This window comes from Nonomuraea rubra (genome assembly GCF_014207985.1).
GTDB classification, from domain to species: domain Bacteria; phylum Actinomycetota; class Actinomycetes; order Streptosporangiales; family Streptosporangiaceae; genus Nonomuraea; species Nonomuraea rubra.
The window spans coordinates 8,386,043-8,403,421 of sequence record NZ_JACHMI010000001.1; the positions used below are offsets into that span (position 1 = coordinate 8,386,043).

At 71.9% G+C, this 17,379-nt stretch carries 15 protein-coding genes; all 15 read right to left on the reverse strand.

Translation table 11 applies throughout. The annotated features are described in order from the left end of the window. Window positions 1-20: 20 nt before the first annotated feature. Window positions 21-2,339: a primosomal protein N' gene (locus HD593_RS38070; RefSeq protein ID WP_185106747.1), complete on the reverse strand. Its 2,319-nt coding sequence runs from the start codon at window positions 2,337-2,339 to the stop codon at window positions 21-23. 373 nt (window positions 2,340-2,712) lie between these two features. Then, the gene (gene metK / locus HD593_RS38075; protein ID WP_185106748.1) at window positions 2,713-3,900 is read right to left on the reverse strand and encodes a methionine adenosyltransferase; all 1,188 of its coding nucleotides are present in this window, start codon (window positions 3,898-3,900) and stop codon (window positions 2,713-2,715) included. 128 nt (window positions 3,901-4,028) lie between these two features. Continuing rightward, window positions 4,029-4,352, reverse strand: a complete 324-nt coding sequence (locus HD593_RS38080) for a hypothetical protein (protein WP_246546925.1) — start codon at window positions 4,350-4,352, stop codon at window positions 4,029-4,031. Window positions 4,353-4,488: 136 nt separating this feature from the next. Continuing rightward, window positions 4,489-5,679, reverse strand: coding sequence for a bifunctional phosphopantothenoylcysteine decarboxylase/phosphopantothenate--cysteine ligase CoaBC (gene coaBC, locus HD593_RS38085; RefSeq protein ID WP_185106750.1), 1,191 nt, complete (start codon window positions 5,677-5,679; stop codon window positions 4,489-4,491). Window positions 5,680-5,687: 8 nt separating this feature from the next. After that, the gene (gene rpoZ / locus HD593_RS38090) at window positions 5,688-5,957 is read right to left on the reverse strand and encodes a DNA-directed RNA polymerase subunit omega (RefSeq protein ID WP_080041099.1); all 270 of its coding nucleotides are present in this window, start codon (window positions 5,955-5,957) and stop codon (window positions 5,688-5,690) included. Between the two features lie 4 nt (window positions 5,958-5,961). Beyond that, window positions 5,962-6,570 carry a guanylate kinase gene (gene gmk / locus HD593_RS38095; protein ID WP_185106751.1) on the reverse strand — a complete coding sequence of 203 codons (609 nt, stop codon included), beginning with the start codon at window positions 6,568-6,570 and terminating at the stop codon, window positions 5,962-5,964. A 100-nt stretch (window positions 6,571-6,670) separates the two neighbouring features. Continuing rightward, a complete protein-coding gene (gene mihF, locus HD593_RS38100; protein WP_020541698.1) occupies window positions 6,671-6,994 on the reverse strand; it encodes an integration host factor, actinobacterial type in 324 nt (107 codons plus the stop codon). Window positions 6,995-7,448: 454 nt separating this feature from the next. Beyond that, window positions 7,449-8,141 carry an orotidine-5'-phosphate decarboxylase gene (gene pyrF / locus HD593_RS38105; RefSeq protein ID WP_185106752.1) on the reverse strand — a complete coding sequence of 231 codons (693 nt, stop codon included), beginning with the start codon at window positions 8,139-8,141 and terminating at the stop codon, window positions 7,449-7,451. Window positions 8,142-8,224: 83 nt separating this feature from the next. Next, complete coding sequence (locus HD593_RS38110) at window positions 8,225-9,202, reverse strand: dihydroorotate dehydrogenase (protein ID WP_052424271.1); 978 nt, start codon at window positions 9,200-9,202, stop codon at window positions 8,225-8,227. After that, window positions 9,192-10,043 (reverse strand): dihydroorotate dehydrogenase electron transfer subunit, encoded by an 852-nt coding sequence (locus tag HD593_RS38115; RefSeq protein ID WP_312904000.1) that lies wholly within the window; start codon window positions 10,041-10,043, stop codon window positions 9,192-9,194. Before HD593_RS38115 ends, HD593_RS38110 begins: the two co-directional genes overlap by 11 nt. Window positions 10,044-10,081: 38 nt before the next feature. Continuing rightward, window positions 10,082-13,369: a carbamoyl-phosphate synthase large subunit gene (gene carB, locus HD593_RS38120; RefSeq protein WP_185106753.1), complete on the reverse strand. Its 3,288-nt coding sequence runs from the start codon at window positions 13,367-13,369 to the stop codon at window positions 10,082-10,084. Then, the gene (gene carA, locus HD593_RS38125; protein WP_185106754.1) at window positions 13,356-14,462 is read right to left on the reverse strand and encodes a glutamine-hydrolyzing carbamoyl-phosphate synthase small subunit; all 1,107 of its coding nucleotides are present in this window, start codon (window positions 14,460-14,462) and stop codon (window positions 13,356-13,358) included. Before carA ends, carB begins: the two co-directional genes overlap by 14 nt. Then, window positions 14,459-15,745 carry a dihydroorotase gene (locus tag HD593_RS38130; RefSeq protein WP_185106755.1) on the reverse strand — a complete coding sequence of 429 codons (1,287 nt, stop codon included), beginning with the start codon at window positions 15,743-15,745 and terminating at the stop codon, window positions 14,459-14,461. The genes carA and HD593_RS38130 overlap by 4 nt, the downstream gene beginning before the upstream one ends. Next, a complete protein-coding gene (locus HD593_RS38135; protein ID WP_185106756.1) occupies window positions 15,742-16,659 on the reverse strand; it encodes an aspartate carbamoyltransferase catalytic subunit in 918 nt (305 codons plus the stop codon). The genes HD593_RS38130 and HD593_RS38135 overlap by 4 nt, the downstream gene beginning before the upstream one ends. Continuing rightward, the gene (gene pyrR, locus HD593_RS38140) at window positions 16,656-17,213 is read right to left on the reverse strand and encodes a bifunctional pyr operon transcriptional regulator/uracil phosphoribosyltransferase PyrR (RefSeq protein WP_185106757.1); all 558 of its coding nucleotides are present in this window, start codon (window positions 17,211-17,213) and stop codon (window positions 16,656-16,658) included. Before pyrR ends, HD593_RS38135 begins: the two co-directional genes overlap by 4 nt. Window positions 17,214-17,379 lie beyond the last annotated feature (166 nt).

Genomic DNA, 17,379 nt, shown 5'->3' on the forward strand with positions numbered 1-17,379 from the left:
GAGCGAATCGGGGAAACGGTCTAAATCAGGTCGAGAGGGTCGACACTCACCCTCACGACATCTGGCGTCTTTCTGGCCGCACGCACCCCGCTGGCCCCTTTGAGCGCGGCGGCCAGCGCCGCTCCCCCGGCCCTGCGTACCCGGATCATGGCGCGTTCCTGGCCGGACTCGTCCACCGGGACGGGCCCGAGCACCTGGGCGTCGGGCGGGAGGCGGACCTCGTCCAGCATCTGCCTGACCGCACTGGCCGCGCCGGTGAGCGTGGCCATCCGCACCGCCGGCGGGAAGCCCAGCTCCGCGCGGTCGCCGAGCTCACGCTCGGCGTGCGTGATCGGATCCCACCTCAGCAGGGCCTGTACGGCCGGCAGCGCCGCGTCCCCGAGCACGACCAGCTCGGCGGCGGGACGCAGCAGGGCCGCGGCGTTCATCCACCGGCGCACCGTCTCCTCGGCCGCCCGCAGGTCCGCCCGCCCCAGCAGCGCCCACCCGTCCAGCAGCACGGCCGCCGCGTACCCGCCCTCCGGCACGGGCTCCGCGCCCGGGGTCGCGACGACCAGCGCGCGGGTGGCGGGCACGGTGGCCAGCACGCCGTCACGTCCCGAGGTCCGCACCGGCACGGAGGGGAAGGCCCGGCCGAGCTCCTCCGCCGTACGCCTGGCGCCGGTGACGACGGCCCGCAGGCGCGGGCTGCCGCAGGACGGGCACCGCCAATCGGCGTCCACCCGGCCGCACCACCGGCAGTACGGGGCCGCGTGGCCACCCCTGAGCGCCAGCGGCCCATGACACAGCGGCCCCTGCCCACCCGGCAGGCCCGCACCCGGCAGGCCCGCACCCGGCAGGCCCGCACCCGGCAGGCCCGCACCCGGCAGGCCCGCACCCGGCAGGCCCGCACCCGGCAGGTCCGCACCCGGCAGGTCCGCAGCAGGAAGGTCGTGCTCCGGGGTAGCCAGCGCGATCTGCGCCTGCCCGCCCGGGGGGACACCGGTTTGCGCGCCCGGTTCCGAGTGCGGGTGCGCCGGCCCAGGAAGGCGAGGGCCGGTGCGGGTGGGGGGCAGGACACAGCGGGCGGGGGCGCGGCAGTGCCGGCAGGCCAGCGCGGGCAGGTAGCCGCGCCTGGGCACCTGCACCAGCACCGGGCCGCTCTCCAGGCCGAGCCGCAGGGCGCGCCAGGCGATGCTGGGCAGGCGGGCCTGCCGGGCCGCCTGGTCCTTGGCCAGCTCGGCGTCCTCGCCCGCCGGGCGTACGCGGGGCGCCAGGGTCCTGATCGTCGTGCGCGCCGCCACGATCGGCCTGGCCCAGCCGCTCGCGACGAGCTGGGTGGCCTCGGCCGTGCGGGCGTAGCCGCCGATGAGCAGGCCCGCGCCGGTCCTGTGGGCGCGCAGGCCGAGCACCTCGCGGGCGTGCGGGTACGGGGCCAGGCGTTCGGCGTGCAGGTCGTCGCCGTCGTCCCAGATGGCCACCAGGCCGAGCTCCGCGACGGGGGCGAACATGGCGGCCCTGGTGCCGACCACGGCCCGCACCTCGCCCCGCAGCACCCTCAGCCACCGCCGGTACCGCTCGGCTGGCCCCAGGTCGGCCGTGAGCGCCACGTGCCTGCCGGGGCCGAGCAGCCGCCCGAACTCCGCGTCGGCCAGCGCCACGTCCTTCCCGTCGGGGACCACGACGACCGCTCCCCTGCCGCCGTCGAGCGTGGCCCGCACCGCCTCGGCCACGGCCCCGGCCCACCCCCTCGCTCCCGGCAGCGCCGACCACACGGCCCGGGGCGCGCGGCCGTCGCGCAGGGCGTCGAGAAAGGAGGATCCGGTGGGGTAGGCGTCCCACGCGCTCGGGGACGGGGCCGGCGGTGGACTCTCGGACGTGTCCTGGTCCTGGGAGTCCGCGGGCGGGTCGGTCTTCCTGGGCTCCGACTCGGCCTTGGCGTGGCGGGGCGGCACGGCCAGGCGGAGTACGTCGGTGAGGGTGCCCGCGTACCGGTCGGCCACCGCCCTGGCCAGGCCGGCGATCTCCGGGGTGAGCACCCGCTCGGGCGAGACCACCCGTTCCAGCGGGGTGAGCCTGCCCTCGTGCTCGCTCTCGGGCACCCGTTCCAGCAGGAACCCGTCCACGAGCTTGCCCGCGAACCGCACCCGCACCCGCACGCCCGGCTCGGCCGTCTCGTGCATGGTCCCGGGAACGAGGTAGTCGAAGGGCCGGTCGAGGTGCGGCAGCGGGCTGTCCACGACGACCCTGGCCACGGGGTTCTCCGGGGCGGGGACGGGCGCGCCCTTGGTGTCCTTCGACGACTGCGCGGGCCGCACGGCTTCGAGCGGCAGGAGCGCGTCGTCGGAGGAAGGGGTCACGCAAAAGGTCTACCAGACCCACGGCCGCGCCCACGCCCACGACGTGAGCCCCGGCCACGCCCCGATGCGACGGCGCAGGCCCCCGTTAGAGCGCACGCCGGAAGACGATTACCCCCGGAACAGCGCACGCTCGAAGACGGGCCCCTGCGGCCGGAACCACCCTTCGGGCACACCCGGAACCGAAGCCACGCCCGGACCCGGAGCCACGCCAGCCCGGCGCGCCCCGCGGTGACACGAAACCCGATGCCGCCGCTCCCGGTCACACGAAAGCGGTGCCGCCTCCCGGACGCACCACAAACCGCCGCCCCTCGGGCACGCGAAAAACCGGTGCCGCCCCTCTCGGGCAGCGGCACCGGTCAACGAGTGTGTGCCGTCACAGACCCGCGGCGGTCCGCAGGGCCTCCGCGCGGTCGGTGGACTCCCAGGAGAAGCCCTCGCGCCCGAAGTGCCCGTACGCGGCGGTCTCCGAGTAGATCGGCCGCAGCAGGTCGAGGTCGCGGATGATGGCGGCGGGCCGCAGGTCGAACACCTGCAGCACGGCCTCCTGGATCTTCTCCACGGGCAGCTTCTCGGTGCCGAAGCACTCGACGAACAGGCCGACCGGCTGGGCCTTGCCGATCGCGTACGCCACCTGCACCTCGCACCGGTCGGCGAGCCCGGCCGCGACGACGTTCTTGGCGACCCAGCGCATGGCGTAGGCGGCCGAGCGGTCGACCTTGGACGGGTCCTTGCCGGAGAAGGCGCCGCCACCGTGGCGGGCCATGCCGCCGTAGGTGTCGATGATGATCTTGCGGCCGGTGAGGCCGGCGTCGCCCATCGGGCCGCCGATCTCGAAGCGGCCGGTGGGGTTCACCAGCAGGCGGTAGCCCTCGGTGTCGAGCTCCAGGTCGGCGAGCACGGGGTCGACCACGTGCTCCTTGATGTCGGGCGCCAGCATCTCCTTGAGGTCGATCTCCGCGGCGTGCTGCGTGGAGACCACCACGGTGTCGAGGCGGACCGGCGTGTCGCCGTCGTACTCGATCGTGACCTGGGTCTTGCCGTCGGGGCGCAGGTAGGGGACCGTGCCGCTCTTGCGCACCGCGGACAGGCGCTGGGCCAGCCGGTGGGCGAGCGTGATCGGCAGCGGCATCAGCTCGGGCGTCTCGCGGCAGGCGTAGCCGAACATGAGGCCCTGGTCACCGGCGCCCTGGCGGTCGAGCTCGTCAACGTCGCCGCCGACGCGGTGCTCGTAGGCGTCGTCGACTCCCTGGGCGATGTCGGGCGACTGCGCGCCGATGGACACCGACACACCGCACGAGGCGCCGTCGAAGCCCTTGTGGGAGGCGTCGTAGCCGATCTCCAGGATCTTCTCGCGGATGACGCCGGGGATGTCGACGTAGGTCTCGGTCGTGACCTCGCCTGCGACGTGTACCTGGCCGGTAGTGATCATCGTCTCGACGGCGACCCGGCTCTTGGGGTCGTCCTTGAGCATGGCGTCGAGAATCGCGTCACTGATCTGGTCGGCGATCTTGTCCGGGTGGCCCTCGGTGACCGACTCGGATGTGAACAGGCGACGTGACAACTCAGTGGCTCCTCATGCAGCGGCTGCTGACGGATGTAAGGCCCGGGACCAATGGGCACGGCTGGGCCTCGCCGAAGTCTAGCCCCACCAGGCGCCAGGTCGCGAAACTGTCCACCATATGTCTCCCATCAAAGCTCGGGCAGGGGATCGGCCGGCAGGATCTCCGGGGCGAAGATCTCCGCGTCCGCGGCCGACACCACAGCGGCGTACTCCTCATCGAACTCGAACACGATCGAGCCCAGCTCGAGAACGTTCCCCGGAAGGATCGGGCCGAGCCGGGTGTGCCGCGGGAACTCCGCGAACACCGACACGGGCCTGTCGGTCCTGAGCGTTCTCGTGGCCAGCACGGAGATGGCCGTGCCGGTGACCACGATCAGGAAGTTGCCCGTCCCCGCGGAACCCTCGGAGAACGCGGGGAAGACATAATGGATCTCCCCCTGATCGCCGAGCAATGTTCTACAACGCTCCCTGACAGCGGAACCCACCGGCATTCCAACCCCCTTGCCCCAAGTATCCGTAGGCAAGGAGTAATGGTGCAACAGGTGATCGTGTAACCGAATCTGTACGCTTTGTACGATTTTCCGGGACTCACCCGAGCCGTACGGCGACCAGATCCCACACGGCGTCGGCGAGATCCTCCTTGGGCCCGAACGGCACCTCCACCGGATCCCCGCCCGCCACCAGCACGGTGGCCGCGTTGTCGGGCGTGCCGAAGGCCAGGCCCTCCCCCACCTGGTTGACGACCAGCAGGTCGCAGCCCTTGCGGGCGAGCTTGGCCTGCCCGTTGGCCAGCACGTCGTGCGTCTCGGCCGCGAAGCCCACGATCACCGGGGGACCCGGCTCCACGCGGCGGCGCTCGCCGAGCTCGGCGAGGATGTCGGGGTTCTTGACGAGGTGGATGGCCTCGGGCTCGCCGTCGGTCTTCTTGATCTTGGCGTCGTGCCGCGTCGCGGGACGGAAGTCGGCCACCGCGGCGGCCATGACCACCACGTCGGCGCCGGCGGAGGCGGCCAGTACGGCATCGCGCAGCTCGGCCGTGGACTCGACCCGCACCACCTTCGCGCCGGCGGGGTCGGGGAGCGTGACGTTGGCGGCCACGAGCGTGACCTCGGCGCCCCGGGCGGCGGCCGTGCGGGCCAGGGCGTAGCCCTGCAGCCCGGAGGAACGGTTGCCGATGTAGCGCACCGGGTCGATGGCCTCGCGGGTGCCGCCGGCGGAGACGACCACCTTGCGGCCTGCCAGGTCACGGGGCCTGCCGCGGAGCACCCGCAGGCAGACCTGGAAGATCTCGGCGGGGTCGGGCAGCCGGCCAGGCCCCGTGTCGGCGCCGGTGAGCCGGCCCACCGCCGGGTCGATCACGATGGCGCCCCGCTCGCGCAGCGTCGCGACGTTGGCCCGCGTGGCGGCGTGCTGCCACATCTCGGTGTGCATCGCGGGCGCGAACACCACCGGGCACGTCGCCGTCAGCAGCGTGTTGGTGAGCAGGTCGCCCGCCAGCCCGTGCGCGGCCTTGGCCAGCACGTCGGCGGTCGCGGGCGCCACCACGACGAGGTCGGCCCGCTTGCCGATGCGTACGTGCGGCACCTCGTGGACGTCGTCCCACACCTCCGGCGACACGGGGTTGCCGGAGAGGGCGGCCCAGGTGGGCGCGCCCACGAACTTCAGGGCCTCGCGGGTCGGCACGACCCGCACCTCGTGGCCCGACTCGGTGAACAACCGCAGCAGCTCACACGCCTTGTACGCGGCGATGCCGCCGCTGACGCCCAGGACGACCTGCATCGAAGGGGTCAGGCCGCGCCTTCGATGGGCTCGGCGTTGAGCAGGCCCTCGGAGACCTCTCGCAGCGCGATGGACAGCGGCTTCTCCTGGGCGTGCGTCTCGACCAGCGGCCCGACGTACTCCAGCAGGCCCTCGCCGAGCTGGGAGTAGTAGGCGTTGATCTGGCGAGCGCGCTTGGCACCCATGATCACCAGGGAGTACTTGCTGTCGACGATGTCGAGCAGCGCGTCGATCGGCGGGTTGGTGATGCCCTCCGCGGCCGGGGTGGTGCCTGCCACGATGTCAGACCTCTCGGTTGGTGGTTGTCGTGACCCCCTGAGGGTCAGTCATCAAGGCTATCAGCCGGTGGCACACGTCTTGGACACTTGTGTTCACCAGCGTCAGGTCGAACTCCGACTCGGCGGCCATCTCGACCCGCCCGGCCGCCAGCCGGCGCGCGATGACGTCCTCGGGCTCGGTGCCGCGCCCGCGCAGCCGCTTCTCCAGCTCCTCCCAGGTGGGCGGGGCCAGGAACACCAGCAGCGCCTCGGGCATGCTCCTGCGCACCTGCCTGGCACCCTCGAGGTCGATCTCGAGCAGGGTCGGCACGCCGTCGGCGAGCTTCTTCAGCACCGGCTCGCGCGGGGTGCCGTAGCGGTTGCCCGCGAACTCCGCCCACTCGAGCAGCTCGCCCGACTCCACGAGCCGGTCGAACTCCTCGCCGTCGACGAAGAAGTAGTGGACCCCGTTGACCTCGCCGGGCCGGGGCCTCCTGGTGGTCACCGAGACCGACAGCCACACCTGGGGGTGCGCCCGCCGGAGCTCGGCGACGACCGTGGACTTGCCGACGCCCGACGGCCCTGAGAGGACCGTCAGCCGCCGTTCGATCAAGGGCGGGAAGTCGACTTCCACTTCCGGTCCGACCGCCTCGTGGGCACTGACTTCGCCGGACCAGGACCTGTCGGTCACTTCCTACCCCCCGTTGAACCTGCGCTTTCGTGTGGAACAGAGATTAGCTCTCGTTGCCACCGAACTCGCGCTCGAGGGAGGCCCTCTGGTTCGCGCCGAGGCCCCGCACGCGGCGGGACTCGGCGATGGCAAGCCGCTCCATGAGCTGCTTGGCGCGGACCTTGCCCACGCCGGGGAGCGATTCCAACAGTGCCGACACCTTCATCTTGCCGATGACGTCGTCGGTCTGCCCATCCTTGAGCACCTCAGCCAGAGAAACCGCGCCATGCTTGAGCCGGTTCTTGACCTCGGCACGCTCTTTACGGGCCTTGGCAGCCTTTTCCAAAGCTGCGGCGCGCTGCTCAGGGGTCAGGGGAGGAAGAGCCACGCCGGGTCACCTCGAATTTCTGTCGATGTACTCGGACGGGAAGGGAAACTAGCTGGTCATCGCCCCCTAAGCAACGTCAAGAGCGGTTTCTCTCGCCACAAAATCCACTTCATCACTCTGCGTGTTCGTAAAATCACATTGTGCTGATCAAATCGCCCTCACTTCCCCCTTCGCGCGTCGGCTCGCGCCGGTGTCGCGAAACGCAAGGGGGCTCATGATCTCGCCGCGCACCGATGTCCGAAACCCCGCCCGCACCAGGGCCGAAACCTGTCACGTGATCACCCGCGGATGCATTACGATCTTGTAAGCGGGGCCCGGCAGGCGTGGTGCGTGGCGGCGGGCGGCGCATGCCCGCACGGCGCGCCTCAGGCGGCGCGCGCCGGGCCGCCTGCGCCCCAAGCGGCGCGCCGGGCAGCGTGAGCCTCGGGGGCGTGAGCCTCGGGTGGCGTGTGCCTCAGGTGGCGCGGCGGAGCGAGGCGGCGATGGCCGCGGCCGCCGCTCCCGGGTCGGGCGAGCCCGTGATGGGCCGTCCGATCACGAGCAGGTCGGCGCCGTCCGCCAGGGCCTGCTCGGGCGTGGCGACGCGCATCTGGTCCTGCGTGGCGGCCCCGGTGGGCCGCACGCCGGGCGTGATGAGCGTGATCTCCTCGCCCACCTCGGCGCGCACCGCCGAGACCTCGTTGGGCGAGCACACGAGCGCCGTGGCGCCCGACTCGACCGACAGCGCTGCCAGGCGGCGCACGGCGGAGTCGGCCGGCCCGGTGAGCCCGATGCGCTCCAGGTCGCCCTCGGTGAGGGAGGTCAGGACGGTCACGGCGGCGATCTGGGTGTGCGGCGCGGCCGCCACGGCCGCCCTGATCATGGCGGGCCCGCCGGCGGCGTGCACGGTCAGGATCGAGGGCCGCAGCCGCGCCACCGCCCGCGCGGCCCCGGCCACGGTGTTGGGGATGTCGTGCAGCTTGAGGTCGAGGAACACGCGTACGCCGCTGGCCCCGCGCACGGAGGCGATCACGTCGGGCCCGTAGCGCAGGTAGAGCTCCAGGCCCACCTTGACCGTGCTGACGTGCGGCGTCACGAGGGCGGCCCACCGGGCGGCGGTCTCCAGGTCGGGAGCGTCGAGAGCGACGGCGATCGGTGCGGGGGTCAAGACGTGCTCTCCAGGACTTCGGGACTCAAGACGTGCTCCCCAAGGATTCGGGACTCAAGACGTGCTCTCCAGGGATTCGGGAGTCAAGGCGTGCTCTCCTCGGTGTCGACCAGCAGGTGCCGGGGCGCGCTCCCCGGCGGTCGGTGAGCCAGCCCGACGGCGTCGGCCAGCCGCTGGAAGCCGCGGGCCCTCAGGAGCTCCTCCAGCTCGCGTTCGATGCGCAGGCAGGCGTAGGGGTCGTGGAACAGCGCCGTGCCCACTCCGACCGCGCAGGCGCCCGCCAGGACGAGCTGGAAGGCGTCCCTGCCCGTCATGACGCCGCCGACACCTATCAGGGGCACTCCGGGCAGTGCCGCGTGCACCTGCCAGACGCACCGTACGGCCAGCGGCAGGATGGCCGGCCCCGACAGCCCGCCGGTGACGGCGGCGAGCGAGGGCCGCAGCGCCTCGGTGTCGATGGCCATGCCCAGCGGATTGTTGATCATGGACAGCGCGTCGGCCCCGGCGTCCACGCAGGCGCGCGCGACGGAGACGATGTCGGCCACGTCGGGCGCGAGCTTCGCGACGACGGGCACGTCGTAGCGCATGATGGAGCGCACGGAGGCGATCACCTCGGCCGCCGCGCTGCCCTCGCGGGCGAAGACGCGCCCGCGGTCCTCCATGTTCGGGCAGGAGAGGTTGACCTCCAGCGCGGTCACCCCGGGCGCGTCGGCGAGCCTGCGGGCCAGCTCGGAGTACTCGGCGACGGTGCCGCCGCCGATCGAGACGATGGTCTTGATGCCGCGCTGGGCCAGCCAGGGCAGCTCGCGCTCCAGGAACGCCTCGATGCCCGGCCCCTGCAGCCCGACGGCGTTGAGCATGCCCGAGGGCGTCTCGGCCATGCGCGGCGTGGGCCGGCCCGCGCGCGGGGCCATGGTGATCGAGCGGGTGGTCAGCGCGCCGAGCCGGTGCAGGTCGAAGAACTGGGCCAGCTCCCGACCCGAGGAGGCGCAGCCGGCGGCGGTGGTGATGGGGTTCGCGAGCTCCACATGCGCCAGAAATGTCCGCATATCAACTGACATGTCGTGCACCGCCTCCGGGGGCGCCGAGCGCGTCGAACGGGATCGTTCCCACGTCCTCGAAGCGCACCCGCTCCCCCCGGAACACCGGCCCCTCCGCGCACGCCCTGACCATCCTGGTCGCGCCGTCGTCGCCGATGACGGGCAGCACGCACGTCATGCACACCCCGATCCCGCAGGCCATGGCCTCCTCGACCGCCACCTGCACGGGGATGTCGAACTCCATCGCCACCGCCGTCACCGCCCGCAGCGTCTCCATGGGCGCGCAGGCGTACACGGCGTCGGCGCGCGTGTCGGCGATCACCGAGGGCAGCGCGTCGGTGACCTTGCCGCGCAGCCCCAGCGAGCCGTCCTCGGTGGTCAGCGTCGTCGTCTCGGCGATCCTGCGGGCCCGCATCGCGCCGAACACCCGCTCGGCCCCGGCGCCGCCGAGCACGAAGTCCACCCGGCAGCCCCGCGCCAGCAGCGCGTCGGCCAGCGGGAACAGCACGGCGGAGCCGTACTCGGAGCCGACCAGCACGCAGTGGACGGGGTCGCGCGGCAGCGGGAACGGCCGCCCGAGCGGCCCGACCAGGTCGAGCGTGTCACGGGCGCGCCGCTCGGCGAGCCAGGCCGTGCCGGACCCGCGGACGGTGAAGACGAGCTCCACCGTGCCGCCGTAGTCGGACTTCACGTCGTGGATCGACAGCGCGCGGCGCGTCACCATCGACGTGTACGGCCCGCCCACCGCCACGGAGACGAAGTGGCCGGGGCGGTAACGCTCGGCGATGCCGGGCGCCACCACCGTCAGCGCATGGTAGGCGTCGACCCGGCGCGTCGTCAGCACCGTGCCCGTCACCTGCACCGGTGTGCCGGCCAGACGTCTTCACCTCCCGTGCGGGGTCAGCCCCGGAGTGCCTGTGCGTGCTCCTGGAGAGACCGTACGCCGACGTCGCCGCGTACGATCGCCTGGATGCCCGCCGCGGCGGCGGCCAGGCCCGAGACCGTGGTGATGCACGGGATGCCGCGCAGCACCGCGGCCGTGCGGATCTCGTAGCCGTCGAGCCGCGGCCCCGACTGGCCGGGGCTGCCGAAAGGCGTGTTGACGATCAGGTCGACCTCTCCGTCGAGAATGGCCTGCACGCTCGTGGGCTCACCTCCGGGACCAGTCCCCTCGCTGTGCTTTCGCACGATCTTGGCATGGACGCCGTTGCGGCGCAGCACCTCGGCCGTCCCCTCGGTGGCCAGGATCTCGAATCCGAGATCCGCGAGCGCCTTCACAGGGAAGATCATCGCACGCTTGTCCCTGTTGGCCACGGATACGAACGCGCGTCCCTTGGTCGGGAGCTGCCCGTACGCGCCCGCCTGCGACTTGGCGTAGGCGATGCCGAAGAACTCGTCGATGCCCATGACCTCGCCCGTGGAGCGCATCTCGGGCCCCAGGACGATGTCCACGCCGCGGAAGCGGTTGAACGGCAGCACCGCCTCCTTGACCGCGATCGACGCGTCGAGGGGCAGCGTGCCGCCGTCGCCCTCGGCGGGCAGCATGCCCTCCTCGCGCAGCGAGGCGATCGACGCGCCGAGCATCACCCTGGCCGCCGCCTTGGCCAGCGGCGTGCCGGTGGCCTTGGACACGAACGGCACCGTACGGCTGGCGCGCGGGTTGGCCTCCAGGACGTACAGGATGCCGGCGGACATGGCGTACTGGACGTTCAGCAGGCCGCGCACGCCCACGCCGGCGGCGATGGCCCGGGTGGCGGCGCGGATGGCCTTGATGTCGGCCCCGCCGAGCGTGATCGGCGGCAGGGCGCACGCCGAGTCGCCGGAGTGGATGCCGGCCTCCTCGATGTGCTCCATGACGCCGCCCAGGAACAGCTCCTCGCCGTCGTAGAGGGCGTCCACGTCGATCTCGATGGCCTCGTCCAGGAACTTGTCCACCAGCACCGGGTGGCCGCCCTCCTGGGCCGCCATGTACCGGCTCAGCGTCTCGTCGTCGTACACGATGGCCATGCCGGCCCCGCCGAGCACGTACGAGGGCCGTACGAGCACGGGGTAGCCGATCTCGCCCGCGATCTCCAGCGCCTCCGAGACGGTCAGCGCGGTGCCGTGCTTGGGCGCGGGCAGCCCCGCCTCGGCCAGCACCCGCCCGAACGCGCCGCGCTCCTCGGCCAGGTGGATGGACTCGGGCGAGGTGCCGACCACGGGCACGCCGGCGTCCTTGAGCGCCTGCGCGAGCCCCAGCGGCGTCTGGCCGCCGAGCTGCACGATCACGCCCGCGACCGGGCCCGTCTGCTGCTCGGCGTGCACGACCTCCAGGACGTCCTCCAGCGTGAGCGGCTCGAAGTAGAGCCGGTCGGAGGTGTCGTAGTCGGTGGAGACGGTCTCGGGGTTGCAGTTGACCATGACGGTCTCGAACCCGGCCCGCGACAGCTCGAACGAGGCGTGCACGCACGCGTAGTCGAACTCGATGCCCTGCCCGATGCGGTTGGGCCCGGAGCCGAGGATGATGACCTTCTGCCGCTCCCCCGTGGGGACCTCGGTCTCCTCGTCGTAGGTGGAGTAGAGGTAGGGCGTCCTGGCGGCGAACTCGGCGGCGCAGGTGTCGACCGTGTTGTAGACCGGCCGCAGCCCCAGCGCGTGCCGCAGGTCGCGCACCCTGGCCTCGTCGATGCCGCGGATCTCGCCGAGCTGCAGGTCGCTGAACCCGAGGTGCTTGGCCCGCCCGAGCACCTCGGCGGTCAGGTCGTCGGCCGCGGCGACCGCCTGGGCCTCCTCGTGCAGCAGGAAGAGCTGGTCGATGAACCACGGGTCCACGCTGGTGGCCTCGTACAGCTCCTCCGGCGTGGCGCCGGCCCTGATGGCCTGCTGCATCGTGCGCAGCCGGCCGTCGTGCGGGGTGCGGCAGGCCGCCAGCAGCTCGTCCTTGGGCTCCACGTCGCCGGCCCAGGTGAAGGAGGAGCCCTTCTTCTCCAGCGAGCGCAGCGCCTTCTGCAGCGCCTCGGGGAACGAGCGGCCGATGGCCATGGCCTCGCCCACCGACTTCATGTGCGTGGTGAGCGTCTGGTCGGCGCCCCTGAACTTCTCGAACGCGAAGCGCGGCACCTTCACCACGATGTAGTCGAGCGTCGGCTCGAAGGAGGCCGGGGTCTCCTTGGTGATGTCGTTGGGGATCTCGTCGAGCGTGTAGCCGATGGCCAGCTTGGCCGCGATCTTGGCGATCGGGAAGCCGGTGGCCTTGGAGGCCAGCGCCGAGGAGCGCGACACGCGCGGGTTCATCTCGATGACGATCATGCGTCCGGTGCGCGGGTCCACCGCGAACTGGATGTTGCAGCCGCCGGTGTCGACGCCGACCTCGCGGATGACCGCGATGGCGACGTCGCGCATGTTCTGGTACTCGCGGTCGGTCAGGGTCAGCGCGGGCGCCACGGTGACGCTGTCGCCGGTGTGCACGCCCATCGGGTCGATGTTCTCGATGGAGCACACGATGACGACGTTGTCGGCCTTGTCGCGCATGACCTCCAGCTCGTACTCCTTCCAGCCGAGGATCGACTCCTCCAGGAGCACCTCGGTGGTCGGGGAGGCGTCGAGCCCCGCGCCGGCGATGCGGCGCAGGTCCTCCTCCGTGTACGCGAAGCCGGAGCCGGCGCCGCCCATGGTGAACGAGGGCCGCACGACCAGCGGGTAACCCAGCTCGCCCGCGGCGGCCAGGCACTCGTCCATGGTGTGGCAGATGACGGACTTGGCGGACTCGGCGTTGAGGCCGTGCTCGCGGGCGACCTTGGCGACGATGTCCTTGAACTTCTCGCGGTTCTCGCCCGCCTGGATCGCGTCGAAGTCGGCGCCGATCAGCTCGACCTCGTACTTGTCCAGCACGCCCGACTCGTGCAGCGCCACGGCGGTGTTGAGCGCGGTCTGGCCGCCCAGCGTGGGCAGCAGCGCGTCGGGCCGCTCCTTGGCGATGATCTTCTCGACGAACTCGGGGGTGATCGGCTCGACGTACGTGGCGTCGGCGAACTCCGGGTCCGTCATGATCGTGGCGGGGTTGCTGTTGACCAGGATCACGCGGAAGCCCTCGGCCCGCAGCACGCGGCACGCCTGGGTGCCCGAGTAGTCGAACTCGCACGCCTGGCCGATCACGATCGGCCCCGAGCCGATCACCAGGACCGACTGGATGTCCTCACGCTTTGGCACGGGTCATGACCTCGCAGAACTCGTCGAAGAGATAGGCGGCGTCGTGTGGGCCGGCGGCGGCCTCCGGGTGGTACTGGACGCTGAAGGCGCGGCCGTCGAGCAGCCGCAGCCCCTCCACGCAGCGGTCGTTGAGGTTGACGTGGCTCACCTCGGCCTGCCCGTACGGGGTCTCGAACGGCCCGCCGAGCGGCGCCTCCACCGCGAACCCGTGGTTGTGCGCGGAGATCTCCACCTTCCCGGTGCGCACGTCCTGCACCGGCTGGTTGACGCCGCGGTGGCCGTAGCGCAGCTTGTACGTGGACAGCCCCAGGGCCCGCCCGAAGAGCTGGTTGCCGAAGCAGATCCCGAAGAACGGCACCTTCGCCTCCAGCACCCCGCGCAGCGCCGACACGTCGGCGGTGGCGGGGTCGCCCGGCCCGTTGGAGAAGAACACGCCGTCGGGCCGGACCGCCATGATCTGCTCGTAGGTGGCGTCGGCCGACAGCACGTGCACCTCGCAGCCGCGCTCGGCCATCCGGTGCGGGGTCATGCCCTTGATGCCGAGGTCCACGGCCGCGACCGTGAACCGCTTCTCGCCGATCGCCGGGACGACGTACGTCTCGCCCGTGGCGACCTCGCGCGCCAGGTCGGCGCCCTCCATCGGGGGCGACTGCCGCACGCGCTCGACGAGCTCCTCGACCGGCGCCGACGCCGCGCTGAAGATGCCGGCGCGCATGGCGCCGCGCTCGCGCAGGTGGCGGGTGAGCGCCCGGGTGCCGGAGATCGCGATCCCGACGACGCCCTGCTCCTTGAGGTAGTCGTCGAGCGAGCGGTTGGCCCGCCAGTTGGAGACCACCCTGGACGGCTCGCGCACGACGTAGCCGGCCACCCAGACACACCGGGACTCAGGGTCCTCGTCGTTGACGCCGGTGTTGCCGATGTGCGGCGCCGTCATGGCGACGATCTGCCGGTGGTAGGAGGGGTCCGTGAGGGTCTCCTGGTAGCCGGTCATGCCGGTGTTGAAGACCATTTCGCCGAACGTCTCGCCTTCGGCGCCGTATGGAGTTCCGTGGAAGACGCGGCCGTCTTCCAGGACGAGCACCGCAGTGTTCAAACCAGCTTCCCTTCGAGAACGGTCGGCCTGCCGCGCAGGAACGTGGCCACTACCCTGCCGGGCAGCGTCATCCCCTCGTACGGGGTGTTCCGGCTCTTGGAGGCGAAGGCGGACGGGTCCACCTTCGTCCGCACGGACGGGTCGTACAGCGTGATGTTGGCCGGGGCGCCCACTTCCAGCGGCTGCCCCTGGCCGCCGAGCCGCCCGATGCGGGCGGGCACGACGGACATGCGCTGGGCGACGCCCGCCCAGTCGAGCAGGCCGGTCTCGACCATGGCCTCCTGGACCACGCTGAGCGCGGTCTCCAGGCCGACCATGCCCATGGCCGCGGCCGACCACTCGGTCTCCTTGTCCTCGACCGGGTGGGGCGCGTGGTCGGTGGCCACGATGTCGATCGTGCCGTCGGCCAGGGCGGCGCGCAGCGCCTCGACGTCCGCGCGGGTGCGCAGCGGCGGGTTGACCTTGTAGATCGGGTTGTAGGCGCCCACCGGCGACTCCTCCACGAGGTCGTCGGTGAGGAGCAGGTGGTGGGGGGTCACCTCGGCGGTGATGTTCCAGCCCTTGGACTTGGCCCAGCGGATGATCTCGACAGAGCCGGCCGTGGAGACGTGGCAGATGTGCAGCCGGGAGCCGACGTGGGCGGCCAGGAGGCAGTCGCGGGCGATGATCGCCTCCTCCGCGACCGCGGGCCAGCCGGTCAGGCCGAGCCTGCCGGAGATGACGCCCTCGTTCATCTGGGCGCCGGCGGTGAGCCTGGGCTCCTGGGCGTGCTGGGCGATGACGCCGTCGAACGCCTTGACGTACTCCAGGGCGCGGCGCATCAGCACCGCGTCGTCCACGCACTTGCCGTCGTCGGAGAAGACGCGCACGCGGGCGGCCGAGTCGGCCATCGCGCCCAGCTCGGCGAGCTGCCTGCCCTCCAGCCCGACGGTGACGGCGCCGACCGGGTGCACGTCGCAGTGGGCGAACTCGCGGCCCAGCCGCCACACCTGCTCGACCACGCCGGCGGTGTCGGCGACGGGCGAGGTGTTGGCCATGGCGTGCACGGCGGTGTAGCCGCCGCGGGCGGCCGACTGGGTGCCGGTCTGCACGGTCTCGGCGTCCTCGCGGCCGGGCTCGCGCAGGTGCGTGTGCAGGTCCACGAGGCCGGGCAGCGCGATCGCGCCCGCGCCGTCGAGCGTGTCGTCGCCTGCCAGGCCGGGCCCGATCTCGGCGATCGCGCCGTTCTCGACCCGGATGTCGGCGGGCTCCGCGCCCAGGATCCTCACGTTGCGAATGATCATGCGGTCTCTCCCCCGAGCAGCAGGTACAGGACGGCCATGCGGATGGTCACGCCGTTGGCGACCTGTTCGACGATCGTGGATCGCGCCGAGTCGGCCACCTCGGCGGCGATCTCCATACCCCGGTTCATCGGCCCCGGATGCATGACGATCGCCTCGTCGGGCATCTTCGCGAACCGGTCCCTGTCGAGGCCGTAGCGGCGGGAGTACTCGCGCTCGCTGGGGAAGTACGCGGCGTTCATCCGCTCCTTCTGCACCCGCAGCATCATCACCGCGTCGGACTTGGGCAGCACCGCGTCGAGGTCGTAGGACACCTCGCACGGCCAGGTGCCGACCGAGACGGGCAGCAGCGTGGGCGGCGCGACCAGGGTGACCTCGGCGCCGAGCGTGTGCAGCAGCAGCACGTTGGAGCGGGCGACGCGGCTGTGCAGCACGTCGCCGACGATCGTGACCCTGCGGCCCTCCAGGCTGCCCAGGCGGCGGCGCATGGAGAAGGCATCGAGCAGCGCCTGCGTGGGGTGCTCGTGGGTGCCGTCGCCGGCGTTGACGACGCTGCCGCGCACCCAGTTGGCCAGGCGGTGCGGCGCGCCGGAGGAGCCGTGGCGGATGACGACCGCGTCGGCGCCCATGGCCTCCAGGGTGAGCGCGGTGTCCTTGAGCGACTCGCCCTTGGACACGCTCGACCCCTTGGCCGAGAAGTTGATCACGTCGGCGGACAGCCGCTTGGCCGCCGCCTCGAACGAGATCCGCGTGCGCGTGGAGTCCTCGAAGAACAGGTTGACCACCGTGCGCCCGCGCAGCGTGGGCAGCTTCTTGATGGAACGTTCCGAGACCCTCGCCAGCTCCTCGGCGGTGTCGAGGATGAGCAGCGCGTCGTCCCGGGTCAGGTCTCCGGCGGAGATCAGGTGCCGCTTCACTTGGCGCCCCCCTTCATCAGCAGGACGGCGTCGCGGCCGTCGATCTCCTGCAGGTAGACCTTGACCTTCTCGCTCTTGGCCGTCGGCAGGTTCTTGCCGACGTAGTCGGCGCGGATGGGCAGCTCGCGGTGGCCGCGGTCGACCAGCGTGGCGAGCTGCACGGCGGTGGGGCGGCCGAGGTCGTTGAGCGCGTCCAGCGCGGCGCGCACGGTGCGGCCGGAGTAGAGGACGTCGTCGACGAGCACCACGACCCTGCCGTCGATGCCGTCGGGCGGCAGCTCGGTGGGGCCGAGCGGGCGCACGGGCCCGCGCCGCAGGTCGTCGCGGTACATCGTGATGTCGATCGAGCCGACGGGGATCTTGACGCCTTCGAACTGCTCGATGCGGTCACCGAGCCGGCGGGCCAGCGTGGCGCCGCGGGTCGGGATGCCGAGGAGGACGACGTCGCCGGCGCCCTTGGTGCGCTCGAGGATCTCGTGCGCGATCCGGGTCAGCGCCCGGTGGATGTCCGGGGCTTCCAGGACGGCCCTGGAATCACCCGCAGGTGCGGACATGGCGAAGCTCACCACCTTTCCCGCCTCACGGGACGGGTCTTAAAAGGGTGTTGGTCGGGACACACAGTACCAGGGGCTACCAGGTACAACGCGAGTGCCCTCCCGTGGTGCCCGTACGGGGAGCGACGGCGCGGTCGCGGATCAGGGCGATCTCCTGGATCAGGTA

Excerpts from the sequence above, each read along its gene's own strand:
- HD593_RS38110 (WP_052424271.1), bottom strand. The coding sequence starts at position 9,202 with ATGTCAGTTGATATGCGGACATTTCTGGCGCATGTGGAGCTCGCGAAC.
- coaBC (WP_185106750.1), bottom strand. The coding sequence starts at position 5,679 with ATGCAGGTCGTCCTGGGCGTCAGCGGCGGCATCGCCGCGTACAAGGCG.
- pyrR (WP_185106757.1), bottom strand. The coding sequence starts at position 17,213 with ATGTCCGCACCTGCGGGTGATTCCAGGGCCGTCCTGGAAGCCCCGGAC.
- HD593_RS38130 (WP_185106755.1), bottom strand. The coding sequence starts at position 15,745 with ATGATCATTCGCAACGTGAGGATCCTGGGCGCGGAGCCCGCCGACATC.